Raw genomic sequence first — 26,696 nt, 5'->3', positions numbered from 1 at the left:
ACATGCTAGCGGGCGTCGTCGCCGGGCGCGGGACGCCGTGCGACCGGGGATCGACGCTTGACGTCCTGGCATCGGAGATGCATCATTACTGCAATGCCGGAACGTTCCGGCAGAAATCGGCAACGACGCCGACGAAAGGATGCCCTCATGACCGCACCCGCCAGGTCAGGCCCGAGCCGGGGCCGCAGACGCGGCATCGCCGCGCTGGTCGCCGCCTCGTTCTTCATCATGCTCTTCCCGCCGCTCCAGTGGTGGGTCGGTGACGGGGGAGTCTGGTACTTCATCGTGACCGGACTGCTCGTACTCGCGGCGATCTGGACCATGTACGTCCTCGACGCCCGTGCGGAGCGGGCCGAGTCGGCCGCTGCGCGGCCGTCGAGCGCGGGGGAGGCCCGACCGTGATCTTCCTCGGCTACGGCGGAGTCGCCCTCTTCTTCCTCGTCATCGTCTTCGTGCTCGAACGCAGCCGCAAGCGGACCGACTCGTTCAGCGAGTATGCGACCGCCGGGCGGTCGTTCGGCCCCTTCTTCTCGACCATGGCCTTCGTGAACACCTGGCTGCCCGGCACCATCTTCATCTCCTTCGCCGGGTACGCGGCGGCGGCCGGAGCGATCGGCTTCTACTCGGTGCCCTACGCGCTGCTCGCAGTGGTGCTCATGTTCATGCTCGCCAAGCCGGTGCACACCTGGGGCAAACGCTTCGACCTGCGCACCCAGGCGGACCTGCTCGGGCTGCGCTACGGATCGAAGGCGGTGCGCGTCGTCGCTGCGATCATCGGTATCCTCGCCTCGTTCCCCTGGATCGTGCTCGGGATGCAGTCGCTGACGCTCGTGTTCACCTACCTCTCGTTCGGACAGGTCGCCGCGGGCACGGCCGCGTTCATCGGCATCGGCGTGCTCGTGCTGCGCCAGGTCTGGACCGTGCGGATGGGCGCGCGCGGTCTCGTGCTCAGCGACATGGTGCAGGGTCTCGTCGCCTACGGGCTCGGCCTGCTGCTGATCCTCGGACTCATCACCTGGCTCGTGACGAACGGGCACGGCTTCGCCGCGCTGCCCGACGGTTTCTTCCGGCTGCCCGGGCCGGGCAGCGCCGAGGGGCCCCTCTACCTGTTCTCGCTCGTGCTCACCGGTGCGCTCGGCGGCTGGTGCTGGCCCGATATCTTCGTGCGCCTCTTCGCGTCGAGCGGGACCCGCACCATCAAGCGCTCCGCGGTCATGGCGGCGCCGATCCTCTTCGTGTTCGGCACCGCGCTCTCGATCCTCGCGATGCTCGCGGCGAGCCTGCCCGGTGTCGCCGAGGCCACCGACGCGGTCTGGTTCATCACCGCGAGCGTCGGGGGACCCGTGGTCCTCACGCTCGCGGGCATCTGCGTGGTGGCCGCCACCATGGGCAACGTGGGCGCCAACCTCCAGGCGCTCGGTGCCCAGACCGCCAACGACATCGTCGGGGTGGCGCGCGGGGAACGGATCGAGGATCCGAGGACCGGCAAGATAGCGGTCGGCGTCCTCACCATCATCGCCGGCGTGATCGCAGTGCTGACGGCGACGACCCTCAACGGGCTCATCGCGCTCGCCATGGTCTCGTACCAGGGGATCGTGCAGCTCGCCCCGACCCTCCTGCTCGGCATCTTCTGGCGGCGCGGCAACGCGATCGGTGCGATCGGCGGCATGGTCTCGGGCTTCGTCGTCGCCGCGGTGCTCCAGATCGCGTACCCCATCGCGATCCCCGTGCTCGGCGGCATGACGAGCGGCGTCGCGGCACTCGCGGTCAACAGCGTCGTCTACGTGGCCTGCGCGTACCTCGTGCCGGTGTCCCGCGCCGAGCGGGAGCGCGTCGATGCGCTGTTCGATCACCTCTCCGAGCCGGAGTCCGCGGACTCCGGCGCATCCCTCACCGAAGGAGCCACCCGATGACCCAGCGACGCACCGGATACGTCTGGCACGAGCGCTATGCCTGGCACGACACCGGGACGGCCGTCGGGGTCGCCCCGTCCGGCGGCTTCAACCAGCCCCACCAGGCGTTCGAGAGCCCCGAGTCCAAGTCACGAATGGCGGGCCTCGTCGAGGTCTCCGGCCTGATCGATGCGCTCGTCCGCGTCCCGGCGGTCGAGGCCTCCGACACCGACCTGCTGCGGGTGCACACGCCGGAGCACGTCGAGCGGATCCGCGAGCTGAGCGCCGACCGCGGCGGGGACGCGGGCGACGGGTATACGCCGTTCGGTCGGGGCTCGTTCGAGATCGCCAAGCTGGCGGCCGGCGGCACCATGGCCGCGGTCGCCGCGGTGATGCGGGGCGAGGTCGACAACGCCTACGCGCTGGTCCGCCCGCCCGGTCACCACGCCCGTCGGGAGATGGGCATGGGGTACTGCCTCTTCTCGAACGTGTGCGTGGCGATCGAGTACGCGCGCGCCGAGCTCGGGGTGCGACGGGTGGCGATCGTCGACTACGACGTGCACCACGGCAACGGCGCGCAGCAGATCTACTGGGACGATCCCGACGTGCTCGCGATCTCCATCCACCAGGACCGCCTGTTCCCGCAGGACACCGGTTCGCTCGACGAGATCGGCGGTCCCGGCGCGGAGGGCCGCAACATCAACATCCCGCTCCCCGCGGGATCCGGCAACGGCGCGTACCTCGCGGCCATCGACCGCGTGGCGGTGCCGGCAATCCGCGCGTTCGCGCCGGACCTCGTGATCGTGTCGAGCGGCTTCGACCCGAGCGCCGTCGATCCGCTGGGCTGCATGACCGTGACCTCGGGGGGTTTCAAGGCGATGGCCGAGCGGATCCTGGGGGTCGCGGAGGAGGCGTGCGGCGGACGCGTCGTGTTCTCCCACGAGGGCGGGTACTCGCCGGTGCACGTCCCGTTCTGCGGACTCGCGGTGCTCGAAGCGCTGAGCGGACGCGAGACGGGGGTCGAAGACCCATTCGGCGCCTCCTTCGACGCCTCGCCGGCGCACCCGCTGCAGCCGTGGCAGGACGAGGTCGTCGCGCAGGCGGAGGCGATCGCCGAGCGACTCGGATTCGGTCGGGCGGAGTGACCGCGGGCGGGGGCGGGGCGGACGCGATGCGGTCCGCCCCGGCCCCGTGCGCCGATCCGGCCCGGACCGGGTCAGCGCCCGCCGGAGAACCCTCCTCCGCCGCCTCCGCCCGAGAACCCGCCGCCCGACGATCCGCCCGACGAGCTCGAGGTGTAGCTGGCCGAGGAGCTGAAACTGCTCGACATGTCGCTCAGGCTGCGATCGAGTCCGGCGAGGCCGTGCGCCGCGAGTCCCGGATACCAGATCGGAACGGCCACACCCGCCTCCTGGTAGCGGACCTCGAGCACGCGGCCCCACTCCTTCTCGAGGCCGAACAGCATCGCGTAGGGGAGCAGTCGCTCGTAGAGCTGCACGACATCGACCCCGGCGTCCTCGAGCCGCTCGGCACCGGTGTAGCTCTGCAGCGTGCGGATCCGGTCGGCCTCGGCCACGCTCGTGAACAGCTTGACGCCCAGCAGGTACTCCCGGGCCTCGGCGCCGGCGGGCGTGAGCACCCGGTGCTTGGCGAGCGCGACGATCGCCAGGACGAAGGACGCCGCGAGCAGGAGCCCGACACCGAAGGTGAGACTCTCTGGGCGCCCGATCCCGAGGACGAAGAGCGGCGCGGTCGCCAGCACGAGTCCCAGTGCGATGAATCCGAGGATCCGCGCGCCGCGGCTCGCCTCCGTGGTCGTGTAGCCGCGCGATCTGGCTTCGGCGGGGACGCCGCTCACGAGCTTTTGCATCCGCTGCGCGAAGCGGGAGTCCTTCGTCGGCAGTTGGAACGCCTGGCCCGGAGCGAGTCCCGCGAAGAGCTCCGCCAGGGTGCGCTGGTCGAGCGGGTCGGTGGCCGCGGCGGGGTCGAGCAGGCGGAGCACGGGAGGCTGCTTGCCCGCCCAGAAGCTCTCGGCCTGCGGGCTGTCCTCGATGCGGGTGGCGCCGTGCACCGCGAGGTGCACGAACTCGGCCGGCAGTACAGACTTCGCGCCGCCGATGAGGTTCGCCGCGAGCAGGGGAGGGAGATGGGACGGAACGTCGTACTGCGCCACGATCGTTCCCCGGAAGAAGCGACGCCGGCGCACGAGCCCACCGACGAGGATCGCACCCGCGATCCCGCAGCCGAGCGCGCCGAGTGCGAGGATCGCGGGGAGGCGGTCCAGCCAGAAGTTCGGGACGCGGTTCGGAGGCTGCACGACCGTCCCCGGGTCCATGCCGATGGCGACGGTCACCCCCGAACCCGGTGGGACCTCGGAGAGGTGGGCGGACGCGATCGCGGAGGTCTCGGACCGGCCCGCGGCCTCGACGCCGCAGCGGTCCTTCGAGTTGGAGGGCCCGGTGTAGCAGGCCGCGTTCCCCGTGAGGTGCCTCGCGAGGGCCGGAGCGAACTCCACCTCGAGGGAGAACGCATCGACGCGCTGCTTCCGCTCGATGGGCAGCACGTCCCAGTAGAACTCGTCGGCCTTCGTCTTCGTCGCCGCGAGGACCACGTCGCGGAGGGAATACGAGATGACGTAGGTCTGCCGCCCGTGCACGTAGGAGTCGTCGCCGACCAGGATGCCGCGGAACCGGTCCGAGTCCTCGGTGGTGAACGGTACCGGCCGGCCGGCGCCGTCGGTCACCGAGATATCGGTCGGCGGCACGGGGGCGTCTTCGTAGTCGAGCGGCAGCGCGCGCACGAGACCGCGGTTCTGGTCGAAGTCCGGGAACACCGGGGTCAGGGTCTCGGTGACGCGCGCGATCGCGCGGCCCTCCGCATCGAGGTCGAGCACGTACTTGGCGTCCCAGCTCTCGTACGAGAAGTCGTCGACCGAGGCCTGCGCTGGCGCGGCGACCGAGAACGGAGCCGCGACGAGGGCGAATCCGCAGAGTGCGGCCGACGCGAGGGTGCGGATGAGCGTGCGGGCGATCCGGGGCATGGGGCCAGCCTACGGCTGGCCGGGAGGGGTGGGCGAGCCGTGTATAGTGACGGTATGCGGTTCCGCTCGCTTCTTCTTAGCTGCCGCGACGAGTCCTAGTTCTCAGGCCTCCCTCGTCGCGGCGTTTCGTGTTGGCTGAAAAACTTCGCAAGCGAGAGATGAAGACGAGATCATGAAGAACCAGCAGCAGCCGACGACCATGCCGATCCACCGGTACCGTCCGTTCCACGAGATCATCGCGGTCGATCTGCCCGATCGCACCTGGCCGAGCAAGCGGATCACCGAGGCTCCCCGCTGGTGCGCGGTCGATCTGCGCGACGGCAACCAGGCGCTCATCGACCCGATGAGCCCCGAGCGCAAGCGGATCATGTTCGATCTGCTCGTCAAGATGGGCTACAAGGAGATCGAGGTCGGCTTCCCCTCGGCGAGCCAGACCGACTTCGACTTCGTGCGCCAGCTCATCGAAGAGGACGCGATCCCCGAGGACGTCACCATCCAGGTGCTGACCCAGGCGCGCGAGCACCTGATCACCCGCACCTACGAGTCGCTGATCGGCGCGAAGCAGGCGATCGTGCACCTCTACAACTCCACGAGCATCCTGCAGCGCGATGTCGTGTTCCGCTCCGACCGCGCGGGCATCAAGCAGATCGCCGTCGACGGGGCGAAGCTGTGCCGCGCGAGCGAGCACATCTGCGAGGGCACCGACATCTACTACGAGTACTCGCCCGAGTCGTACACCGGCACGGAGCTCGAGTACGCGGTCGAGGTCTGCAACGACGTGCTCGAGGTGTTCGAGCCGACGCCGGACCGCAAGGTGATCATCAACCTGCCGGCCACCGTCGAGATGGCGACCCCGAACGTCTACGCCGACTCGATCGAATGGATGAGCCGCCACCTGAACCACCGCGAGAACGTCATCCTGTCGCTGCACCCGCACAACGACCGGGGCACCGCGGTCGCGGCCGCCGAGCTCGGCTACATGGCCGGTGCCGACCGCATCGAGGGCTGCCTGTTCGGCAACGGCGAGCGCACCGGCAACGTCGACCTGGTGGCGCTGGGCATCAACCTGTTCACGCAGGGGATCGACCCGCAGATCGACTTCTCGCGCCTCGACGAGGTGCGCCGCACCGCCGAGTACTGCAACCAGCTGCGCGTGCCCGAGCGCAGCCCCTGGGCGGGCGACCTCGTCTACACGGCGTTCTCGGGATCCCACCAGGACGCCATCAAGAAGGGCTTCGAGCGCATGGCCGCCGACGCCGAGGCCGCCGGCGTCTCCGTCGACGACATCGAGTGGGCGGTGCCGTACCTGCCGGTCGATCCGAAGGACCTGGGCCGCTCCTACGAGGCGGTGATCCGCGTGAACTCGCAGTCGGGCAAGGGCGGCGTCGCGTACCTGCTGAAGACCGACCACTCGCTGGACCTGCCGCGTCGACTGCAGATCGAGTTCAGCGCGGTCGTGCAGGGCCTCACCGACACCGAGGGCGGCGAGGTGTCGAGCGACTCCATCTGGAAGATCTTCCAGGACGAGTACCTGCCCGCGCAGGATCCCGCCGCGGACCGCTGGGGTCGGTACGAGATCACCCGCACGGCGACCGCGAGCGCGGGCGACGGGGTGACCGAGCTGACCGTCGACCTGCGCGTCGGCGACGAACAGCAGCAGACGACCGCGCGCGGCAACGGTCCGGTCGACGCGTTCATCCGGGCGCTCGGCGAGCACGGGCACGAGATCACGCTGTTCGACTACGTGGAGCACGCGATGAGCTCCGGCGGCGACGCGGTCGCCGCCGCCTACGTCGACCTCGAGGTCGACGGGCAGCGGCTGTGGGGGGTCGGCATCGACCCCGACACCAGCCGCGCGACGCTCAAGGCGATCATCTCCTCGGTCAACCGTTCGGTGCGCACCGACCAGCGCATCGCGGAGCCCGTCGGCGCCTGATTCGAAGATATGTTCGCCTGCTGCGGCGTGGCCCCGACGCGATGTCGGTGCCGCGCCGTAGGGTGACTGCGTGATTGCTTCGATTCAGGGCCCCGTGCTCTCCGCGGGTGCGGGTTGGGTGGTTGTCGGCGTCGGTGGTCTCGGCCTGCGGGTCGAGGTGCCCTCCGGCCGGGCGGGTGCGAACGCACCCGGTGACCAGCTCTCGCTCCACACCTCACTGGTGGTGCGCGAGGACTCGTTGACCCTGTTCGGCTTCGCGACCGCGGATGAGCTCGAGGTCTTCGGGCAGCTGCTCGCCGTCTCGGGCGTCGGGCCGCGCAGCGCGCTCGGCGTGCTCTCAGAGCTCACTCCGAGCGAGATCGCCGCCGCCGTGTTCGCGGAGGACGAGAAGCCGTTCAAGCGGGTCTCGGGTATCGGCCCCAAGACGGCGAAGCTCATCGCGGTGTCCCTCGCGGGCAAGCTGCGGCCCGAGGCCTTCGCCGCCTCGACCGAGGCACCGGTCGCGGTGGACTCGGATCAGCTCGCGGCCGACGCGGTGCGCGCCGGCCTGATGGGGCTCGGCTGGGGCGAATCCGATGCCGAGCGGGCCGTCGACGACGCTCGCGCCGCCGGCGCGCCCGCCGACCAGGCCGGCCTGCTGCGGGCGGCACTGGCGCTGCTGCAGGCGCCCCGCGCACGGACCGGGAGCGCGGCGCGATGACGGGGGAGCTGTCGGCGCAGGCGACTCCGACCGAGCTGAGCTTCGAGGGCGCGCTCCGGCCGGGCTCGCTCGACGAGTTCGTCGGACAGGCCAAGGTGCGCAAGCAGCTCCGGCTGCTGCTCGACGCGGCCACGATCCAGCAGCGCTCGCCCGATCACATCCTGCTCGCCGGCCCTCCGGGCCTCGGCAAGACCACGCTGTCGATGATCGTCGCGGCCGAGCTGGAGAAGCCGCTGCACCAGACCTCGGGGCCGGCCATCCAGCACGCGGGCGATCTCGCAGCGGTGCTCTCGGCGCTCACCCCCGGCGAGGTGCTCTTCATCGACGAGATCCACCGCATGGCCCGCAGCGCCGAAGAGATGCTCTACCTCGCGATGGAGGACTTCCGCATCGACATCATGGTCGGCAAGGGGGCCGGTGCGACGTCGATCCCGCTCGAACTCGCTCCGTTCACGCTGGTCGGGGCGACGACCCGCGCCGGGCTCCTGCCGAACCCGCTGCGCGATCGCTTCGGCTTCACCGCGCACCTCGAGTTCTACGCCGACGACGAGCTCGCGGACGTCGTGCGTCGCGCCGCCCGGCTGCTCGACTTCGAGATCGCCCCCGACGGCATCGGCGAGATCTCGCGGCGCTCCCGCGGAACCCCGCGCATTGCCAACCGACTGCTGCGGCGCGTGCGCGACTACTGCCTCGTCCACGGCACTCCGGGGGACACCGAGAGCGTGCACGCGGCGCTCCACCTCTACGACGTCGACGAGCAGGGTCTCGATCGGCTCGACCGCGAAGTGCTGTACGCGGTGGTCGAGCGCTTCGGCGGCGGGCCCGTCGGCCTGTCGACCCTCGCGGTGTCGGTCGGCGAAGAGGCCGAGACCATCGAGTCCGTGGTCGAACCGTTCCTCGTGCGGTCCGGTCTGCTGACCCGTACTCCGCGCGGGCGCATGGCGACCCGGCGCGCATGGGAAGCCACAGGTATTCCCATGCCGGATGCCCTATAGTCGTTCCATATGTGCGCATTCGGCGCACCCCTGTGTTCCCGCTCTGAAAGGCCAGTTGTGGACCCGATTACGATCGTCATGTTCGCACTCATCGCAGTGCTCGTCATCTTCATGTTCCGCAACGGCAAGAAGCGGCAGAAGGCGATGCAGGAGCTGCAGGACGGTCTGCGTCCGGGCGCCGAGGTGATGCTCCAGTCGGGCATCTACGGCACCATCGAGTCGGTCGACGCAGAAGAGAACCGCGTGACCGTGCACAGCGGCACCTCCTCCATCGTCGTGCACCGCAACGCGGTCGGCCAGATCATCAGCCCGGCCGAGACGGTGGCCGAGCCCGCAGCCGACATCGCCCCGGATGACGATCCCGAGTTCGGCGAGCGCGTCGCCGAGGACGCGGCCGCGCAGGCCTCGGCCCAGAGCGACGCCCCCGAGGCGCCGGCCGCGGAGGCCGCCGCTGACGAGGCCGCCCCGGGCACCGACGGCGACGTCAAGCCGTCGGGCGACAAGGCGTAACCGCCGCAATCAGCTCCGGCTCCCCGGCCTTGCCGGGGAGCCGCCCGTCTTCCCGTCAAAGAAAGTAGTCCTTCCGTGGCTTCTCCCCCCGCGGTGCGCAAAGCCCGCCGCTCCCTCACGTTCCTCGTCGTCATCATCGTCGGGCTCGCCGGCCTCCTCGCCTTCGGGGTGGCCAGGGGCGAAGCGACCTGGATGCCGAAGCTCGCGCTCGATCTGCAGGGCGGCACCCAGGTGCTGCTCGCGCCGAAGCAGACGAGCGGGCAGACCGTGACGGGGGAGCAGCTGCAGCAGGCGGTCTCCATCATCCGCCAGCGCGTCGATGCCTCGGGCGTCTCCGAGGCTGAGATCACCACGCAGGGCAACCAGAACATCTCGGTCTCGATCCCGGGCAAGGCCGACGAGGCCACGCTGCAGCGCATCGAGGCGTCTGCGAAGCTGGACTTCCGGCCCGTGCTCGCGGAGGCCGCCGGCAAGATCCAGATGCCCACCGATCCGGCTCAGAAGGCCGAGGCCGAGAAGGCGTTGGCCGCGCAGAAGCAGGCCGCGAAGGACGCCGAGGCCAAGGGCGAGCTGTACCCCAAGACCCTGCCCAAGGGCGCGGGCGACAAGGAATGGCTGACCGCCGGGCTGCAGGCGCAGTTCGCGGCGTTCGAGTGCACCAAGGACTCCGCGACCGCGGCCGCATCGGCACCCGCCGACCGCCCGCTGATCACCTGCGACAACACCGGCACCGCGAAGTACATCCTCGGCCCCGTCGAGATGGGCGGCGAGGTCATCTCCGACGCCGTCGCGCAGCCCGAGACCACGCAGACCGGCGCGACCACCGGCGGCTGGGCCGTGCAGATGACCTTCGACAAGAAGGGCACCAAGACCTTCGGCGACATCAGCACCCGCCTCTACGGCGCGCAGCCGCCGTTCAACCAGTTCGCGTTCGTGCTCGACGGCAGCGTGCTGTCGGCACCGACCATGAACGGTCAGATCCTCAACGGCAAGCCGTCGATCACCGGCGGGTTCACGCAGGAATCCGCGAAGGCGCTCGCCGACCAGCTGAAGTTCGGCGCGCTGCCCATCAGCTTCACCGTGCAGAGCCAGGAGGACATCTCGGCGACGCTCGGCACGAACCAGCTCCAGGCCGGCCTGCTCGCCGGCCTCATCGGCCTGATCCTGGTCGTCGTCTACTCGCTGTTCCAGTACCGGGCGCTCAGCACGTTGACGGTCGCCTCGCTGGCCATCGCGGCGCTGCTGACCTACCTGCTGCTCGCGGTGCTGTCGTGGCGCCAGGGGTACCGATTGTCGCTCGCCGGCGTCGCGGGCATCATCGTGGCCATCGGTATCACGGCCGACTCGTTCATCGTCTACTTCGAGCGCATCCGCGACGCGCTGCGCGACGGGCTCAGCCTCGAGCAGTCGGTCGAGCGCGGCTGGAAGCAGGCGCTCCGCACGATCCTGGCCTCCGACGGCATCAACTTCCTCGCCGCTGCGATCCTGTTCATCCTCGCGATCGGCAACGTGCGCGGCTTCGCCTTCACGCTGGGCCTCACGACGCTCGTCGACATCCTCGTCGTCGCGCTCTTCACGCACCCGATGATGGCGTTCGTCAGCCGCATGCGCTTCTTCAACGAGGGGCACTCGTTCTCCGGCCTCGACCCGCGCCGCCTCGGGGCGGTGTACCGCGGACGAGTGCAGTTCCGCGAGCCCGTCGTCGCGACCCACGGCAAGGCGAAGAAGAACGCCGGCAGCCGGAAGGAAGCCGAGCGCCGACAGACCATCGCCGAACGCAAGGCCGCGGAATCCGCGGGCACCCACGACGCCGTGAGCGTCGCCGACACCACCGGTAAGGAGAGCTGACCATGGCTCGCTCATTCTCCGAATTCGGCAACGCCCTCTACACCGGTGAGAAGTCGATCAACTTCATCGGCCGGTGGAAGACCTGGTTCCTGGTCGCCGCGATCATGATCCTCATCTCGATCGCGGGACCGCTGCTGCGCGGCGGCTTCACCTTCGGCATCGAGTTCACCGGCGGCAGCCAGTTCCAGGTGCACATCGCCGAGGGGCAGAAACGCGATCAGGCGCTCGCGACGAAGGCGGTCGACGAGGTGCTGCCGGGCTCCGCGCCCCGCGTCTCGCTCGTCGGGCAGACCGACATCCGCGTGCAGACCGAGCAGCTCAAGGACGCCGAGGCGCAGGAGATCCGCAAGGCCCTCGCCGATGTCTACCAGGTCGACGAGTCCGAGGTGACCTCGTCCTATATCGGTGCGCTCTGGGGGCAGGACATCACCCGCCAGGCGGTCATCGCGCTCGGGGTGTTCATCCTCTTCGCGGCTCTGGTCATGGCGATCTACTTCCGCACGTGGAAGATGTCGCTCGCGGCGCTCATCGCGCTGTTCCACGACCTCATCATCACCGCGGGCGTCTACGGTCTCACCGGTTTCGAGATCACGCCGGCCGCCATGATCGGCTTCCTGACGATCCTCGGCTACTCGCTCTACGACACCGTCGTGGTGTTCGACAAGATCCGTGAGAACACCGCTCCGGGCGAGCTCACCGAGCGTCGCACCTTCGGCCAGGCGGTCAACCTCGCCGTGAACCAGACGCTCGTGCGCTCGATCAACACGTCCGTCGTGGCGCTGCTGCCGGTCGCCTCGATCCTGTTCATCGGCGCGTTCGTGCTGGGTGCCGGAACCCTCCGCGACATCGCGCTCGCGCTGTTCATCGGCATTCTCGTGGGCGCCTACTCGACGATCTTCATCGCTGCGCCGACGTACGCGCTGCTGCGTCAGGGCGAGGCCGCTATCAAGAAGCACGATCAGAAGGCGGAGCAGCTCCAGGCCGATTCGGAGCCCGAGCCCAGCGTGGTGTAGCGTTCAACCATCTCAGCGACGGGAGGGTTCGCATGGCGGCTAGTGATCCGGGAACCGTTTCTGCCAGTTCCCTGCGGCGGCTCGTGCCGCGCATCTTCTCGCGCGCGAGTTCCCCCGGAGCGGTCGACCAGCTGGTCCGCACCGTCCGGGGGAACGCGCCCAAGGCCGACCTGTCGGTCATCGAGCGCGCATACACCGTCGCCGAGCGGGCGCACCGCGGCCAGAAGCGGCGCAGCGGCGAGCCCTACATCACCCACCCCATCGCGGTCGCGCAGATCCTCGCCGACCTGGGGGTCGCGCCCGTCGTGATCGCGGCGGCGCTGCTGCACGACACGGTGGAGGACACCGACTACACGCTCGAGCAGCTCACCGACGACTTCGGCGAAGAGATCGCCATGCTCGTCGACGGCGTGACGAAGCTCGACAAGGTCAAGTACGGCGACTCCGCTCAGGCCGAGACCGTCCGCAAGATGGTCGTCGCGATGTCGAAGGACATCCGCGTGCTCGTCATCAAGCTCGCCGACCGCCTGCACAACGCCCGGACCTGGGGCTTCGTGCCCGGCGACTCCGCGAAGCGCAAAGCGCAGGAGACGCTCGAGATCTATGCGCCGCTCGCGCACCGCCTCGGCATCCAGTCGATCAAAACCGAGCTCGAGGACCTCTCGTTCGCGGTGCTCAAGCCGAAGCTCTACGCCGAGATCCAGAACCTCGTCACCCAGCGCAACCCCAAGCGGGAGGAGTTGGTCGGGGTCGTCATCAGCTCGATCGAATCCGATCTGCGGGACTCCAAGATCCGGGGCGAGGTCACCGGCCGGCCCAAGGAGCTCTACTCGATCTACCAGAAGATGATCGTGCGCGGGCGCGACTTCGACGACATCTACGACCTCGTCGGGATCCGCGTGCTCGTGAGCTCGATCCGCGACTGCTACGCGGTGCTCGGCGCGGTGCACGCGCGTTGGACGCCGATCCCCGGCCGGTTCAAGGACTACATCGCGACACCGAAGTTCAATCTCTACCAGTCGCTGCACACCACCGTCATCGGTCCGGACGGCCGCGCGGTCGAGATCCAGATCCGTACCTTCGAGATGCACCAGCGCGCCGAGTACGGCGTCGCCGCGCACTGGAAGTACAAGCAGCAGGGCGGCCAGGCGCAGGGTCAGAGCTCCGCCGACATGGCCTGGCTGGCGCACATCTCCGACTGGCAGGCCGAGACCGAGGACCCGAGCGAGTTCCTCGACGCCCTCCGCTACGAGATCGGCGCCAAGGAGGTCTACGTCTTCACGCCCAAGGGGCGCGTCATCGGGCTTCCTGACGGCGGCACCACCGTCGACTTCGCCTACGCTGTGCACACCGAGGTGGGGCACCGCACCATGGGCGCCCGGGTCAACGGCCGCCTCGTCCCGCTCGAGACCGAACTCCACAACGGCGACGTCGTCGAGGTCTTCACCTCGAAGGATCCCGACGCCGGACCGAACCAGAGCTGGCTGAACTTCGTCAAGAGCAAGCGGGCGCAGAACAAGATCCGCCAGTGGTTCACCAAGGAGCGCCGCGATGAGGCGGTCGAGCAGGGCAAGGAAGACATCACCAAGGCGCTGCGCAAGCAGAACCTGCCCCTGCACCAGATCATGAACTCCGAGGCGATCCAGCAGGTCGCCCTGCAGCTGCGGTATGTCGACGTCACGGGGCTCTTCGCGGCGGTCGGCGAGGGGCACGTCTCGGCCCAGTCGGTGATCGAGAAGGTCACCGCACTGGTCACGGCCGACGAGGCCACCGTCGAAGCCGTCGAGACCGCGCGGCCGGGCCTCGGCGCGCGGCGCGCGGGGAAGCCCGATGCGAACAGCGGAGTCGTGGTCAAGGGCGCGTCCGACGTGCTGGTGAAGCTCGCGAAGTGCTGCACGCCCGTGCCCGGCGACGAGATCCGCGGGTTCATCACCAAGGGTCAGGGCATCTCGGTGCACCGCACCGACTGCCGCAACTTCCTCGCGCTCGCCCACCAGGAGGAGCGCCTCGTCGACGTCGAGTGGGCGCCGACCGCGAAGAGCGTGTTCCTGGTGCAGATCCAGGTGGAAGCGCTCGACCGTTCCGGCCTGCTCTCGGACGTGACCCGTGCGCTCTCCGAGCACCACGTCAACATCCTGTCGGCCTCGGTGCAGACCTCGAGCTCGCGGTTGGCGCTGAGCCGCTTCGTCTTCGAGATGGCGAATACGACCCACCTGGAGCACGTGCTCAATGCCGTGCGTCGGATCGAGGGCGTCTACGACGCCTATCGGGTGAGCGGCGGCTGATCTTCCGAGAGCCCGCACTCGCGCAGGCGGGTGCGGGCGCGGGCCCGATGCGGGCGCCGGGATCCCTCGACGCGTGCGCGCAGCGCGTCGGCTCCGCCCGCGGTGCCGAGCACGAGCAATCGGCAGCTCGCGCGCTCCGCGGGCCCGAACTCCCGTTCGTGGAAGAGGAGCTCCTCGGCGGTGCGGACGCGGGACGTGACCCTGAGGCCGTCGAACTCGACGAGGTCGGTGGGAGCCAGGCGGTACTCGTGCACGCGGAGCGCGCTCGGCTCGGTGCTGCGCGCGCGTCGCCCGCCCAGCACCGCCGCGTGCAGCGGGTGACCCGGATCGCGCCGTGCACCCCACACCCAGGCGGCGGTGGTGCCGCAGGCCGCGAGCTCTGGGCCGATCCATGCCGCCAGCGCGACCAGGCGCACGGCGGGGGACTCCGGCCAGCCGATCCCGCGCAGGCCCGGCCCGCAGCCGGTCAGCACCCCGCGGAGTCGGGCGGCGGAACGGACGGCGACGGGCCAGCGGTCGATGCGGGGCGGGGAGGCGGACATGCCCCCATGATGCAAGCGATCCCGGGGGTGCGGAACCCCCGGGATCGGTGCTGTGGAGAACTGCCGGTCACCCGGCCGGGACTCAGTCGCCGAGCGCGGCGAGCCAGGAGCGCTGGGTCGACAGCTTCTCCTCTGCGGCGGTCTTCGCCTTGGCGTCGCCCGCGGACTCCGCGGCGGCGATCTCGGCCTCGAGCTCGGAGATCGACGCCTCGAGCTGGCCGCGCAGGCCCTCGCTGCGGGCCTTGGTCTCGGGGTTGCTCTTGCGCCAGTGCTCGTCCTCGAGCTGCTTCACGTGATCCTCGATGGCACGGAGGCGGCTCTCGACGGCGCGGACGGATTCGCGGGGGACCCGGCCGATCTCGTCCCAGCGGATCTGGAACTCGGTGAGACGCTTGCGGGCGGCGACGCGGTCGGTCACCTGGAGCAGCGCCTCGGCCTCGCCGAGCAGCTCCTCCTTCGCGACGAGGTTCGCCGAGTACTCCTCGTTGGTCTGGGCGACCTCGGCGGCCTTCGCCGCGTACAGCACGTCGCCGGCGGCCTTGAAACGGGCCCAGAGCTGATCGTCGAGCTTGCGGCTCGCGCGACCGGCGGCCTTCCACTCGTCGAGGAGCGACCGGTAGGCGGAGATGCCGTCGATGCCCTTGGGGGCGAGCGCCTCGGCGGCCGCGATGATGCGCTCCTTGCGCTGCTTGACGTCCTTGTTGGTCGCGTCGAGCTGGGCGAAGTGCGCACGGCGGGCCGTGTCGAACTGCTGCCGTGCCGCGCGGAAGCGCTTCCACAGCGCATCGGCCTGCGACTTGGGCACCTGCGGGCCGCCGCGCTGAGCCGACTGCCAGTCGGTGAAGAGCTGCTCGAAGGCCTGTCCGGTCTCCTTCCAGCGCACCGAAGACTCGGGCTGCGCGGCGAGGCGCTCGGCCTCGACCACGATCGCCTCGCGCTTCGCGACGGCCTCCTGCTTGGCGGCCTCGCGCTCGGCCTGCTGCTTCTCGGTCAGCTCGTGGGCCTTGCCGTCGAGCTTGGCGATGCGCTCGCGCAGCGCGGCGAGATCGCCGACCGCGGCGGGCTCGACGAGCTGCTCGCGCAGGCGGGCGACGGTGTCGGCCACATCGGCCGCGGCCGTGCCGCGCGCGATGCGCTGCTCGAGCAGCGAGATCTGGCCGGCCAGATCGGCGTACTTGCGCTCGAAGTAGGCGAGCGCCTCTTCGGCGGTGCCGTCGGGGTACTGTCCGACGGCACGCTCGCCGTCTGCCTCGCGTACGTACACCGTGAGGGTCTCGTCGACTCGTCCCCAGGTCGTCTCGTTCGTCGAATCGCTCACCGTGCTGCTCACCTGTCGTTTCGGGGGTCCGCGAAGGTCGCGGCCATGACCTCTCCCACTATGCCATAGCGCTCTGGCGGGGGAGGACCCGAGTTCCCGATTCGTTGTCGGTGGTCACGGATACCATTGCCGCGTGACCGTTCCTACGCTTCCCGCCGCCACCGCGCCGCTCGCCGTGCGCATGCGCCCGCAGTCCCTCGACGAGGTCGTGGGCCAGGCGCACCTGCTGCGTCCGGGATCCCCGCTGCGCGTGCTCGCCTCTGCGGGCGGCGGGGCCGCCGGCCCGGTGTCGGTGATCCTCTGGGGTCCTCCCGGCACGGGCAAGACCACGCTCGCGCAGGCCATCGCCCAGTCCAGCGGACGGCGCTTCGTCGAGCTCTCCGCGGTCACCGCCGGCATCAAGGACGTGCGCACGGTGATGGAGCGCGCGCTCAACGACCGCGATCTCTACGACGTCGCGACCGTGCTCTTCCTCGACGAGATCCACCGCTTCACCAAGGCCCAGCAGGACGCGCTGCTGCCGGGCGTCGAGAACGGGTGGGTCACCCTCGTCGCCGCCACCACCGAGAATCCGTCGTTCTCGGTCATCAGCCCCCTGCTGTCGCGCTCGCTCCTGCTCACCCTCGAACCGCTCACCGATCAGGACCTCACGGTGCTCATCCAGCGCGCGGTCGCGGATCCGCGCGGCCTGAACGGCGCGGTCGAACTGACGGACGAAGCACTCGAGGCGCTCGTACAACTCTCCTCGGGCGACGCCCGACGCGCGCTCACGGCGCTCGAGGCGGCCGCCGGTTCGGCGCTCTCCACCTCGGCGGGCGGCGCAGTGGGGGACGACGTCGACGGCGAGTTCGAGTTCGACGCGATCGACGAGGACGAAGACGAAGAAGAGGACGCCGAAGCCGGCGGGTCGGGCGAGGCGCCCGAACGGCGCGCCGCCGAAGAGCCGCCCGGGCCCGCGCTGATCACGGGCGAGATCGTGGCGGTCTCCGTCGACCGGGCGCTGCTCCGCTACGACCGCAACGGCGACCAGCACTACGATGTGATCAGCGCCTTCATCAAGTCGCTGCGCGGTTCGGATCCCGACGCCGCGATCCACTACCTGGCCCGCATGATCGAGGCCGGCGAGGACCCGCGGTTCATCGCGCGGCGGCTCATGGTCCACGCCGCCGAGGACGTCGGCATGGCGGACCCCCAGGCGCTGCCGATCGCCGTGGCTGCGGCTGAGGCGACGCAGCTGATCGGACTTCCCGAAGCACGGATCCCGCTCGCCGAAGCGACCATCTACATCGCTACGGCCCCCAAGTCCAATGCGGTCATCAGCGCGATCGATTCCGCCATCGCCGACGTCAAGGCCGGTCGATTCGGGCTCGTGCCCAAACCGCTGCGCGATGCGCACTACCCCGGTGCCAAGCGGCTCGGCCACGGCAAGGGCTATCTCTACCCCCACAGCGATCCGCGCGGTGTCGTCCGCCAGCAGTACCTGCCCGACGAGCTCGAGGGAACGACCTACTACCAGCCGACCCAGCACGGGCGCGAGCGCGAGATCGCGGAGCGGCTCGAGAAGATCCGACGCATCACGCGCGGAGGCTAGCCGGAGTCGCCCGCGCCCCGCAACCAGGCTCCGCGGAGGCCGACGCCGTACGTTCGTCCGGGTCATGTTCAGTCCCGCTTCGGCCCCTCAGTTCAGCTCGCTCGCGACCTCGCGGCCGAGATTCCTGCTGCTCGACCTCACCCGGTTCGGCGCGGCGATGGCGGTGCTCGTCTACCACTTCACCTCCCGCAAGACCGAGGTGTGGGGCGTGCCGGTCGCCGAGCAGTTCCCGCACCTCGCACCGATCAGCGCGTACGGAGCGCTCGGGGTGCAGCTCTTCTTCGTGATCAGCGGCTTCGTGATCCTGCTCTCGGCCGAGGGGCGCACCATCGGGCAGTTCGTCTCAGCGCGAGCCGCCCGTCTGCTGCCGGCGTACTGGGCTGCGGTGCTCCTCACCACGATCCTGCTGCTGTGGATCGCTCCGCGGGGCGACGACGCGGTCTCCCTGCCCCAGTTCTTCGCGAACCTCACGATGCTGCAGGAGACGATGGGGGAGCCGCACGTCGACGGGGTCTACTGGACCCTCTGGGTCGAACTGCGGTTCTACGTGCTGATCGGCATCGTCCTCGCGTTCGGCCTGACGGAGCGGCGCATGATCGGGTTGGCGTTCCTCTGGCCGTTCCTGGCACTCGTGGCGCAGGAGAGCGGGAACGCCTTCCTCGCGACGCTGCTCTCGCCGAGCTACGCGCCGCTGTTCGCCGGCGGCATGGTGCTCTACCTGATCCACTCGCGCGGGCACAGCCTGCTCCGATGGATGCTGCTGGGCTTCAACATCGCGATCGCGGTCCGGCAGACCATCGCGCAGGAGATCTACGAGCGCATGCCCAAGTACTCCGGGTTCACCGGCGACGAGCTGACGGCCGCGATCATCGTCATCGGGATCTTCGCCCTCGTCGCGCTCATCACCCTGACACCGCTGGCGCATCGCGGCTGGCGCTGGATGACCTACGCCGGCGCGCTCACCTACCCGCTCTACCTCATCCACGAGCAGTGGGGGCGCTGGATCATCGAGACGCTGCACGCCGAGATCCCGCCGATCGCGCTGCTCGGCCTGACGGTGCTCGCCTGCCTGCTGCTCGCGGCGGCGATCGAACGCTGGGTCGAACGGCCGCTGCGGCCGATCCTCCGCCGCGGACTGGATCGCTCCTTCGAGGCGCTCGACCGGCATCGGGACCACCGGGAGGAATCGCCGGAGCCGGCTCCGGGGCGGCGCGGCGCCTCGATCTGATAAGCTGAACGCTGGCCAACACCGCTCTCGCAGCTGGCTGCGTGCGAGAGCCTGGTGGCAGGCGCCCTGTAGCCGGGTTTCTGCACTGGTCGTTCCCTCACCGACAACGGTTCGTTGCGTCGCGTGCATCACTCAGTTGATGCGGGCGCAGCATGGCCGAGAGAACACGGCCGCGCGCATCCGCGCACGGCTCAGCAGAAACTCGAAAGGATCCACGTGTCGACTACGTCGCGTACCCGTTCCAAGACCCGCCTGTCCCGCTCGCTCGGGATCGCCCTGACCCCGAAGGCTGCGCGCTACCTCGAGAAGCGCCCCTACGGCCCCGGCCAGCACGGTCGCACCAAGCGTAAGAGCGACAGCGACTTCGCCGTCCGCCTGCGCGAGAAGCAGCGTCTCCGGGCCCAGTACGGCATCCGCGAGAAGCAGCTCGTCATCGCCTTCAAGGAAGCCCGTCGCCAGGACGGCCTGACCGGTGAGAACCTGGTCGAGCTCCTCGAGATGCGTCTCGACGCCCTCGTGCTCCGCGCCGGCTTCGCCCGCACCACCTCGCAGGCTCGCCAGATGGTCGTGCACCGCCACATCCTCGTCGACGGCAAGATCGTCGACCGTCCCTCCTTCCGCGTGAAGCCGGGTCAGCTCATCCACGTCAAGGAGCGCTCCGAGGGGATGGAGCCCTTCCAAGTCGCAGCGGCCGGCGGTCACGCCGAGGTCCTGCCCCCGGTCCCGGGCTACCTCGAGGTCGAGCTCGACAAGCTCCAGGCTCGCCTGGTCCGTCGTCCGAAGCGCGCCGAGGTCCCCGTGACCTGTGAAGTGCAGCTCGTCGTCGAGTACTACGCAGCCCGCTAAGCGCTTCGCGCACAGCGATACGAACGGCCGTCGGAGCAATCCGGCGGCCGTTCGGCGTTTCCGGAGCCCGTCGCACCGCGTACGCGCCGTGACGCGGGATATGAAGGGCACGCAAAGGCGCCCCCGCTAGACTTGCACGGTCGAGAGATCTGGAGGATCCCCATGCGCAGACTGTCCTGGCTGATCGTCGGAGTCGCCGCCGGTTTCGTTGCCGCCCACTTCGTCAACCAGACGCCCGAGGGGCGCCGCTTCTTCGAGCGGGTGAACCGCGGCGCGCGCGAGTTCAGCGATGCGCTCGCGAACGGGTACCGCGAGGGCGAGGCCGAGCTCGATGAGACGCTCGACGAGGTCGAGCGTCGTCTGAGCCGCCTCGAGGCCAAGCAGCACGCCGCCGACTGAGCGCACCCCGACTCCCACTCGTACGCACCTCCCCAAAAGGAACCAGAACCCCATGCAGACCGCTGAGATCCGTCGCCGCTGGCTCGACTTCTTCGAACGGAAGGGCCACACGGTGGTGCCCTCGGCGTCGCTCGTGAGCGACGACCCGAGCCTCATGTTCACGGTGGCCGGCATGGTCCCCTTCGTCCCCTACCTCTCGGGCCTCGTCCCCGCGCCGTACCCGCGCGCCACCAGCGTGCAGAAGTGCATCCGCACCAACGACATCGAAGAGGTCGGCAAGACGCCCCGCCACGGCACCTTCTTCCAGATGTGCGGCAACTTCTCGTTCGGCGACTACTTCAAGGAGGGCGCGATCCAGTTCGCCTGGGAGCTCCTCACCACGAGCGAGGCCGATGGCGGCCTCGGCTTCGATGCCGCCGATCTCTGGGTGACCGTCTACGAGGACGACGACGAGGCGATCGCGCTCTGGAAGCAGCACTCCACCCTTCCCGAGGAGCGGATCCAGCGCCTCGGCAAGGACACCAACTACTGGTCGACGGGGCAGCCCGGGCCGGCCGGCCCCTGTTCCGAGATCTTCTTCGACCGCGGCCCCGAGTACGGCATCGACGGCGGCCCCGCCACCGACGACGACCGCTACGTCGAGATCTGGAACCTGGTGTTCATGCAGTACCAGGTCGCCGACGTGAAGTCGAAGACCGATTTCACGATCCTGGGCGAGCTGCCGAAGAAGAACATCGACACCGGCCTCGGTCTCGAGCGCGTCGCGTTCCTCAAGCAGGGCGTCGACAACATGTACGAGATCGACGAGGTGCGGCCGGTGCTCGATCGCGCGGCCGAGCTCGCCGGCAAGACCTACGGCGCCGACCACACCGACGACGTGCGTCTGCGCGTCATCGCCGATCATGTCCGCTCGGGCCTCATGCTCATCGCCGACGGCGTGACGCCGTCGAACGAGGGCCGCGGCTACATCCTGCGACGCCTGCTCCGCCGCGTGATCCTGTCGATGCGCCTGCTGGGCGTCGACGGTCCGACGTTCGAGGCGCTGTTCCCGGTGTCCCGCGACGCGATGAAGGGCTCCTACCCGGCGGTCGAGCGCGATTTCGACTTCATCTCGCGCGCCGCCTACACCGAGGAGAAGACCTTCCTCCGCACCCTCGCCTCGGGCATCGAGATCCTCGACGGCGCGATCGACGCCGCCAAGAGCGGCACCCGGGCCGTGACCGGCGACACTGCGTTCCTGCTGCACGACACCAAGGGCTTCCCGATCGAGCTGACGCTCGAGATCGCGGAGGAGGCCGGGGTCACCGTCGACGAGGGCGTGTTCAAGACGCTCATGCAGGAGCAGCGCGAGCGCGCGAAGGCCGATGCGAAGGCCAAGAAGGGCCAGCGCGCCGACCTCTCGATCTACAAGGAGCTCCGCGGGCAGGGCGAGACCCTCTTCACCGGATACGACGAGCTGACGCACGAGAGCCGCGTGCTGGGCATCGTGGTCGACGGCAAGCCGGTTCCCGCCGCGAGCGAGGGCCAGGTCGCCGAGGTCGTGCTCGCCGAGACCAGCCTGTGGGCCGAGTCCGGCGGGCAGGACGCGGATCAGGGCCTCATCGTCGGAGACGGCTTCGAGGCCGAGGTGCTCGACGTGCAGAAGCCGGTTCCCGGCCTGATCGTGCACACCGTCCGCGTCGAGGTCGGCACCATCGCCGTCGACGCGCGGGCCGAGACCCGCGTCGACGCCGACTACCGGCGCGGCGCGACGCAGGCGCACTCGGGCACGCACATCGTGCACGCGGCCCTGCGCCAGGTGCTGGGCTCGAACGCGCATCAGGCAGGCTCCTACAACAAGGCCGGCTACCTGCGCCTCGACTTCACCCACGGCGAAGCGCTGAGCACCGAGACCAAGAGCGAGATCGAGGAGATCTCGAATCTGGCGATCCGCTCGGACTACGAGGTGGTCACGCGCGAGATGCCGATCGACGAGGCCAAGGCGCTGGGCGCCATGGCGCTCTTCGGCGAGAAGTACGGCGACCGCGTGCGCGTCGTCGACATCGGCGGTCCCTGGTCGCGCGAGCTCTGCGCCGGCACGCACGTGACGAGCTCCGCCGAGGTCGGCATGATCAACCTCGTCTCCGAGAGCTCGGTCGGTTCCACGAACCGCCGCATCGAGTCGCTCGTCGGCCTCGAAGCCTTCCGCAGCTTCGCCGCGGAGCGCGCGATCGTGCACGAGCTGTCCGCGGGCCTGCGCACGCCGCGCGGCGAGCTGGTGCAGCGCGTGCAGGATCTCGGCGCGCAGCTGAAGGCCGCCGAGAAGAAGATCGCCCAGCTGGAGGCTGCAAAGCTCGCGGAGCGCGTCCCCGAGCTGCTCGCCGGCGCCGAGACGCTCGGCTCGGTCCGGGCCGTGCTCGGCTCGCTCGGCACGGTCGGCTCCGCCGACGACGTGCGGGGCCTGGTGCTGCAGCTGCGCGACCGTCTGGCCGACGAGGCCGGTGTGGTCGTGCTCGCGGGCGATGCCGGCGGCAAGCCCGTCGTGATCGCGGCGACGACCGCGGGGGCTCGTGATGCGGGCGTTCGTGCGGGCGACCTCGCGAAGCTCGGTGCGCAGGTGCTCGGCGGCGGGGGCGGCGGCAAGCCCGACCTCGCGCAGGGCGGCGGCGCCGATGTCTCCAAGATCGACGACGCGCTCGCCGAGATCCGGCGCAGCATCGGAGCGTAGGGTGCGCACGGGCGTACGACTCGGCATCGACGTGGGCCGCGCCAGGATCGGCGTGGCCCGCTCCGATGCTCACGGCATGCTCGCCACGCCGGTCGAGACGGTCCGGCGTGTCGCCTCGGGCGGGCACGACGTGGAGCGGATCGCGGTGCTCTTCGCCGAGCACGGCGCGTTCGAGGCCGTGGTCGGCCTGCCGCTGAGCCTGAGCGGCGACCGCACCCCGTCGACCGACGACGCCGAGGCCTTCGCCCGACGGCTCGCCGAGCGCGGCCTGCCCGTGCGCCTCGTCGACGAACGCCTGTCGACCGTCTCGGCCCAGAGCCAGCTGCACCAGGCCGGACGCAACACCAAGAACAGTCGCGGGGTGATCGACCAGGCCGCGGCCGTCGTCATCCTGCAGCACGCGCTCGACACCGAGCGCGCGCAGAGCGCGCCCCCCGGCGAAGCGCTCGACCCGCAGGACGCCGACCCGATCGCCGAAGACCGAGGAGACGAACGATGAACGCACGCCAGAAGCGCGGACGCCGCGCCAAGCAGGAGAGCAGCACGGGTAAGCGGGTGCTCATCGTCCTGCTCGTCGCGGTGCTCCTGCTCGGCGGTCTCGGCGCAGGGGTCGCGGTGCTCTGGTCGAGCTTCGGTGCTCAGGTCTCGAAGGCCATGGGCTGGGAGAAGAACGACTACGAGGGTTCCGGCACCGGATCGGCGGTGGTCACGATCCGCGAGGGCGAGATCGGCAGCGACATCGCCGCCTCCCTGGCGAAGCAGGGCGTCGTGAAGACGTCGGAGGCGTTCTACGATCTGCTGCTCAAGCAGGATCCGGCCGTCGAGTTCCAGGTCGGTTCCTACCAGCTGAAGAAGCAGATGAGCGCGAAGGCGGCTCTCGCCGCGCTGCAGGACCCCAAGAACCAGATCAAGCTGACGGTGACGATCCCCGAGGGCATGGCCGCGAGGGACGCGCTCGCTCGGATCTCGAAGGTCACCGGCATTCCGCAGGCCGATTTCGACGCGGCGGTCAAGGACCCGAGCAAGTACGGGATCCCGAAGGCCGCTCCTTCGATCGAGGGCTTCCTGTTCCCGGCCACCTACACGTTCGAGCCGGGCGACACCGCCGAGACCATCATCAAGAAGATGGTCGAGCGCATGGGGCAGGCGCTGCGCGAGCACGGCGTGCCCGAGGCCGATGAGCTGCGCGTGCTCACCCTCGCCTCCATCGTGCAGCGCGAGGCGGGATCCAACCAGGCGGACTTCCCGAAGATCGCCCGCGTGTTCCAGAACCGCCTCGATCAGGGCATGAAGCTGCAGTCCGATGCGACGGTCGCGTACGGCACCGGCAACACCCACACGGTGTGGACCACCGAGGCCGAGCGGGCCGATGCGTCGAACAAGTACAACACCTACGCGAATCCCGGCCTGCCGATCGGGCCCATCGGTCTCCCCGGTGACGTCGCCATCGCGGCCGCGATGAAGCCGGCCCCGGGCAAGTGGCTCTACTTCGTGCCGATCAACCTCGAGACCGGCGAGACCGTGTTCTCGGAGACCAACGAGGAGCATGAGGCCGCGGTGGCCAAGCTCGGGCAGTGGTGCGAGGCGCACAGGGCCGCGGGTGGCAAGCGCTGTGACTGATCCGACGACGCTCGGCGCCCCGGCCGACGAGCCGGAGCTCCGGGCGACTGCGCAGCGCCTGGCCGTCCTCGGCCGCCCGATCGAGCACTCCCGTTCTCCGCGGATCCACCGCGCCGCGTACGACGCGCTCGGCCTGGACTGGAGCTACACCCGCGTGCGCTGCGGCGCGGACGGTCTCGAAGCGTTCCTGCGGGGCCGGGGCCCCGAGTGGCGCGGCTTCTCGGTGACCATGCCGCTGAAGGAGGAAGCGCATCGGATCGCGACGGTGCTCGACCCCGTCGCGACCGAGAGCGGCGTCGTGAACACCCTGTTCCGGATCGTCGCACCCGGCGACGCGGCCCCGCGCTGGGCCGGGTACAACACCGACGTGCCGGGCCTCGCGGCGGCGATCCGCGGTGCCGGCCTCGAGGCGCAGCGCACGGTCGTGCTCGGATCGGGGGCCACCGCGGTCTCCGCTCTGCTCGCAGCCCGCAGCCTCGGCGCCGAGCGCATCACGATCCTCGCGCGCAACTCCGCTGCGGTCGCCGATCTCGCGGCGCGATTCGACGGGACGAGCGAGGGCTCGGGCGCAGCGGTGCGCGTCTCCGGAGCGGTGCTCGGCACCGAAGACGGGACTGTGACAGTCGAGGCGGCCGACGCCACGCTCGTCATCTCGGCGCTGCCGGGGCCCGCCGGACACGGGATCGAGCTGCCCGCCGGGTTGGAGCGGGCTCCGCTCTTCGACGTCGCCTACGATCCCTGGCCGTCCCCGCTCGCGGAGCGCTGGCGGGTCGCGGGCGGCACCGCTCACCCGGGCCTCGACATGCTCGTGGAGCAGGCGCTGGTGCAGGCCCGGATCTTCGTCGCGGGGGAGCCGTCGTTCCCGCTGCCCGACGAGGCCGCGTTGCTCGACGTCATGCGCGGCGCCGCAGGCCTGCCGCGTATGGAAAGATAGATCCATGCTGCGTTGGCTCACGGCCGGGGAATCCCACGGCCCAGAACTCATTGCCGTGCTCGAGGGGCTGCCCGCCGGTGTGCCCGTTTCGATCGACGGGATCCGCGCCGACCTCGAACGGCGCAAGCTCGGCTACGGCCGCGGCTCGCGCATGAAGTTCGAGCAGGACGAGCTCCACCTCTCGGGCGGTGTCGTGCACGGCCGTTCCATCGGCGGCCCGGTCGCGATCCGCGTGGGCAACACCGAGTGGCCCAAGTGGACCGAGGTGATGAGCCCCGAGCCGATCGAGCTCTCCGAGAAGTCCCGCGGCAGAGGCGCCCCGCTGACGCGTCCCCGCCCCGGCCACGCCGACCTGACCGGTATGCAGAAGTACGGCTTCGACGAGGCCCGGCCGGTGCTCGAGCGCGCGAGCGCCCGGGAGACCGCCGCCCGCGTCGCCCTCGGCGCCGTGGCACGTGCGTTCCTGGCCGAGCTCGGGATCCGGCTCGTCAGCCACACGGTCTCGATCGGTGCGGTCGAAACCCCCGCAGGCACTCCGCTGCCCCGTCCCGAGGACGTCGCCGCGCTCGATGCCGATCCGCTGCGCTGCTTCGACGCGGCGACCAGCGAGCGCATGGTCGCGGAGGTCGACGACACCAAGAAGTCGGGCGACACCATCGGCGGTATCGTCGAGGTGCTCGCCTACGGCCTGCCCCCGGGGCTCGGCTCCTACGTGCACTGGGATCGACGGCTCGATTCGCGTCTCGCCGGCGCGCTCATGGGCATCCAGGCGATCAAGGCGGTCGAGGTCGGCGACGGCTTCGAGACGACCCGGCGCCGCGGTTCCGAGGCGCACGACGAGCTGCACCTGCGCGACGGCCGGATCGTGCGCGACACGGGCCGGGCCGGCGGTATCGAGGGCGGCATGACCACCGGTCAGCTGCTCCGCGTCCGCGCGGGCATGAAGCCCATCGCGACGGTCCCGCACGCGCTGCCCACCATCGACGTCTCCACGGGCGAGGAATCGAAGGCGCACCACCAGCGCTCCGACGTCTCGGCCGTTCCGGCAGCCGGCGTGGTCGCCGAGGCGATGGTCGCGCTCGTGCTGGCCGATGCCGTCACCGAGAAGTTCGGCGGCGACAGCGTCGCCGAGACGAAGCGGAACCTCGACGCCTACCTCGCTGCGATCCCCGAGAACCTCGCGACCGCGCTCGAATCGTGACCGCGTCCCGCCGCGCCGGGCGCGACGCGGGCCCGCCCGCCGCGCGTCCGGTTCCGGCTCCGCCGCGCACGGCCCCCGTGCCGGTGCAGTC

At 70.1% G+C, this 26,696-nt stretch carries 22 protein-coding genes; 19 read left to right on the top strand and 3 right to left on the bottom strand.

Translation table 11 applies throughout. The annotated features are described in order from the left end of the window. Positions 1-147: 147 nt before the first annotated feature. Genes XM48_RS11420 through XM48_RS11410 form a run of 3 tightly spaced genes read left to right on the top strand, consistent with a single transcriptional unit; the run spans position 148 to position 3,037 of the window. Positions 148-402: a hypothetical protein gene (locus XM48_RS11420; protein ID WP_046455952.1), complete on the top strand. Its 255-nt coding sequence runs from the start codon at positions 148-150 to the stop codon at positions 400-402. Next, on the top strand, positions 399-1,913 hold the full coding sequence (locus tag XM48_RS11415; RefSeq protein WP_052961470.1) for a sodium:solute symporter: 1,515 nt from the start codon (positions 399-401) through the stop codon (positions 1,911-1,913). Before XM48_RS11420 ends, XM48_RS11415 begins: the two co-directional genes overlap by 4 nt. Then, positions 1,910-3,037, top strand: coding sequence for a class II histone deacetylase (locus XM48_RS11410; protein ID WP_046455951.1), 1,128 nt, complete (start codon positions 1,910-1,912; stop codon positions 3,035-3,037). Before XM48_RS11415 ends, XM48_RS11410 begins: the two co-directional genes overlap by 4 nt. 71 nt (positions 3,038-3,108) lie before the next feature. Here XM48_RS11410 and XM48_RS11405 read toward each other — a convergent pair whose 3' ends face one another. Then, positions 3,109-4,932, bottom strand: coding sequence for a DUF2207 domain-containing protein (locus XM48_RS11405; RefSeq protein ID WP_046455950.1), 1,824 nt, complete (start codon positions 4,930-4,932; stop codon positions 3,109-3,111). 172 nt (positions 4,933-5,104) lie between these two features. Here XM48_RS11405 and leuA point away from each other — a divergent pair, with 172 nt between their 5' ends. The 7 genes from leuA (at position 5,105) to XM48_RS11370 (ending at position 14,219) form a co-directional block, all read left to right on the top strand. Beyond that, positions 5,105-6,868 (top strand): 2-isopropylmalate synthase, encoded by a 1,764-nt coding sequence (gene leuA / locus XM48_RS11400; protein ID WP_046455949.1) that lies wholly within the window; start codon positions 5,105-5,107, stop codon positions 6,866-6,868. Between the two features lie 70 nt (positions 6,869-6,938). Continuing rightward, the gene (gene ruvA / locus XM48_RS11395) at positions 6,939-7,568 is read left to right on the top strand and encodes a Holliday junction branch migration protein RuvA (RefSeq protein WP_046455948.1); all 630 of its coding nucleotides are present in this window, start codon (positions 6,939-6,941) and stop codon (positions 7,566-7,568) included. Continuing rightward, positions 7,565-8,563 carry a Holliday junction branch migration DNA helicase RuvB gene (gene ruvB, locus XM48_RS11390; RefSeq protein ID WP_046455947.1) on the top strand — a complete coding sequence of 333 codons (999 nt, stop codon included), beginning with the start codon at positions 7,565-7,567 and terminating at the stop codon, positions 8,561-8,563. The genes ruvA and ruvB overlap by 4 nt, the downstream gene beginning before the upstream one ends. A gap of 78 nt (positions 8,564-8,641) precedes the next feature. After that, on the top strand, positions 8,642-9,073 hold the full coding sequence (yajC, locus tag XM48_RS11385; protein WP_084821146.1) for a preprotein translocase subunit YajC: 432 nt from the start codon (positions 8,642-8,644) through the stop codon (positions 9,071-9,073). Positions 9,074-9,148: 75 nt separating this feature from the next. Further along, a complete protein-coding gene (secD, locus tag XM48_RS11380; protein WP_046455945.1) occupies positions 9,149-10,921 on the top strand; it encodes a protein translocase subunit SecD in 1,773 nt (590 codons plus the stop codon). A 2-nt stretch (positions 10,922-10,923) separates the two neighbouring features. Next, on the top strand, positions 10,924-11,934 hold the full coding sequence (gene secF, locus XM48_RS11375) for a protein translocase subunit SecF (RefSeq protein WP_046455944.1): 1,011 nt from the start codon (positions 10,924-10,926) through the stop codon (positions 11,932-11,934). Between the two features lie 32 nt (positions 11,935-11,966). Continuing rightward, positions 11,967-14,219: a bifunctional (p)ppGpp synthetase/guanosine-3',5'-bis(diphosphate) 3'-pyrophosphohydrolase gene (locus XM48_RS11370; protein WP_046455943.1), complete on the top strand. Its 2,253-nt coding sequence runs from the start codon at positions 11,967-11,969 to the stop codon at positions 14,217-14,219. Here XM48_RS11370 and XM48_RS11365 read toward each other — a convergent pair. Further along, complete coding sequence (locus tag XM48_RS11365) at positions 14,198-14,761, bottom strand: hypothetical protein (RefSeq protein ID WP_046455942.1); 564 nt, start codon at positions 14,759-14,761, stop codon at positions 14,198-14,200. The two genes, XM48_RS11370 and XM48_RS11365, sit on opposite strands and share 22 nt — an antisense overlap. An 82-nt stretch (positions 14,762-14,843) precedes the next feature. Further along, positions 14,844-16,091, bottom strand: coding sequence for a DUF349 domain-containing protein (locus tag XM48_RS11360; RefSeq protein WP_369699856.1), 1,248 nt, complete (start codon positions 16,089-16,091; stop codon positions 14,844-14,846). 169 nt (positions 16,092-16,260) lie between these two features. On the opposite strand from XM48_RS11360, the gene XM48_RS11355 reads away from it, so the two are divergent. From XM48_RS11355 to aroC, 9 genes are all read left to right on the top strand, one after another. Beyond that, positions 16,261-17,670, top strand: a complete 1,410-nt coding sequence (locus XM48_RS11355) for a replication-associated recombination protein A (protein ID WP_046456010.1) — start codon at positions 16,261-16,263, stop codon at positions 17,668-17,670. Between the two features lie 64 nt (positions 17,671-17,734). Next, entirely contained in the window at positions 17,735-18,898 is a 1,164-nt protein-coding gene (locus XM48_RS11350) for an acyltransferase (RefSeq protein WP_052961469.1), read from the top strand. A 216-nt stretch (positions 18,899-19,114) separates the two neighbouring features. Beyond that, positions 19,115-19,744 carry a 30S ribosomal protein S4 gene (gene rpsD / locus XM48_RS11345; RefSeq protein ID WP_046455941.1) on the top strand — a complete coding sequence of 210 codons (630 nt, stop codon included), beginning with the start codon at positions 19,115-19,117 and terminating at the stop codon, positions 19,742-19,744. Positions 19,745-19,906: 162 nt separating this feature from the next. Further along, entirely contained in the window at positions 19,907-20,143 is a 237-nt protein-coding gene (locus XM48_RS11340; protein ID WP_046455940.1) for a YtxH domain-containing protein, read from the top strand. A 52-nt stretch (positions 20,144-20,195) separates the two neighbouring features. After that, on the top strand, positions 20,196-22,850 hold the full coding sequence (gene alaS, locus XM48_RS11335) for an alanine--tRNA ligase (RefSeq protein ID WP_046455939.1): 2,655 nt from the start codon (positions 20,196-20,198) through the stop codon (positions 22,848-22,850). Position 22,851: 1 nt separating this feature from the next. Beyond that, positions 22,852-23,349, top strand: coding sequence for a Holliday junction resolvase RuvX (gene ruvX, locus XM48_RS11330; RefSeq protein ID WP_046455938.1), 498 nt, complete (start codon positions 22,852-22,854; stop codon positions 23,347-23,349). Next, complete coding sequence (mltG, locus tag XM48_RS11325; protein WP_046455937.1) at positions 23,346-24,470, top strand: endolytic transglycosylase MltG; 1,125 nt, start codon at positions 23,346-23,348, stop codon at positions 24,468-24,470. The genes ruvX and mltG overlap by 4 nt, the downstream gene beginning before the upstream one ends. Beyond that, entirely contained in the window at positions 24,463-25,404 is a 942-nt protein-coding gene (locus XM48_RS11320) for a shikimate dehydrogenase (RefSeq protein WP_231580873.1), read from the top strand. Before mltG ends, XM48_RS11320 begins: the two co-directional genes overlap by 8 nt. Before the next feature lie 4 nt (positions 25,405-25,408). Continuing rightward, complete coding sequence (gene aroC / locus XM48_RS11315) at positions 25,409-26,605, top strand: chorismate synthase (RefSeq protein ID WP_046455936.1); 1,197 nt, start codon at positions 25,409-25,411, stop codon at positions 26,603-26,605. The last annotated feature ends 91 nt before the right edge of the window (positions 26,606-26,696 follow it).

Origin of the sequence: Leucobacter sp. Ag1 (genome assembly GCF_000980875.1) — a bacterium.
Classification (GTDB): domain Bacteria; phylum Actinomycetota; class Actinomycetes; order Actinomycetales; family Microbacteriaceae; genus Leucobacter; species Leucobacter iarius.
The sequence above is the reverse complement of the archived record's forward strand: the minus strand, read 5'-3'. Positions and strand labels throughout refer to the sequence as shown.

Excerpts from the sequence above, each read along its gene's own strand:
- XM48_RS11420 (WP_046455952.1), top strand. The coding sequence starts at position 148 with ATGACCGCACCCGCCAGGTCAGGCCCGAGCCGGGGCCGCAGACGCGGC.
- XM48_RS11410 (WP_046455951.1), top strand. The coding sequence starts at position 1,910 with ATGACCCAGCGACGCACCGGATACGTCTGGCACGAGCGCTATGCCTGG.
- XM48_RS11405 (WP_046455950.1), bottom strand. The coding sequence starts at position 4,932 with ATGCCCCGGATCGCCCGCACGCTCATCCGCACCCTCGCGTCGGCCGCA.
- leuA (WP_046455949.1), top strand. The coding sequence starts at position 5,105 with ATGAAGAACCAGCAGCAGCCGACGACCATGCCGATCCACCGGTACCGT.
- ruvB (WP_046455947.1), top strand. The coding sequence starts at position 7,565 with ATGACGGGGGAGCTGTCGGCGCAGGCGACTCCGACCGAGCTGAGCTTC.
- yajC (WP_084821146.1), top strand. The coding sequence starts at position 8,642 with ATGTTCGCACTCATCGCAGTGCTCGTCATCTTCATGTTCCGCAACGGC.
- secF (WP_046455944.1), top strand. The coding sequence starts at position 10,924 with ATGGCTCGCTCATTCTCCGAATTCGGCAACGCCCTCTACACCGGTGAG.
- XM48_RS11370 (WP_046455943.1), top strand. The coding sequence starts at position 11,967 with ATGGCGGCTAGTGATCCGGGAACCGTTTCTGCCAGTTCCCTGCGGCGG.
- XM48_RS11365 (WP_046455942.1), bottom strand. The coding sequence starts at position 14,761 with ATGTCCGCCTCCCCGCCCCGCATCGACCGCTGGCCCGTCGCCGTCCGT.
- XM48_RS11355 (WP_046456010.1), top strand. The coding sequence starts at position 16,261 with ATGCGCCCGCAGTCCCTCGACGAGGTCGTGGGCCAGGCGCACCTGCTG.
- XM48_RS11350 (WP_052961469.1), top strand. The coding sequence starts at position 17,735 with ATGTTCAGTCCCGCTTCGGCCCCTCAGTTCAGCTCGCTCGCGACCTCG.
- XM48_RS11340 (WP_046455940.1), top strand. The coding sequence starts at position 19,907 with ATGCGCAGACTGTCCTGGCTGATCGTCGGAGTCGCCGCCGGTTTCGTT.
- alaS (WP_046455939.1), top strand. The coding sequence starts at position 20,196 with ATGCAGACCGCTGAGATCCGTCGCCGCTGGCTCGACTTCTTCGAACGG.
- mltG (WP_046455937.1), top strand. The coding sequence starts at position 23,346 with ATGAACGCACGCCAGAAGCGCGGACGCCGCGCCAAGCAGGAGAGCAGC.
- aroC (WP_046455936.1), top strand. The coding sequence starts at position 25,409 with ATGCTGCGTTGGCTCACGGCCGGGGAATCCCACGGCCCAGAACTCATT.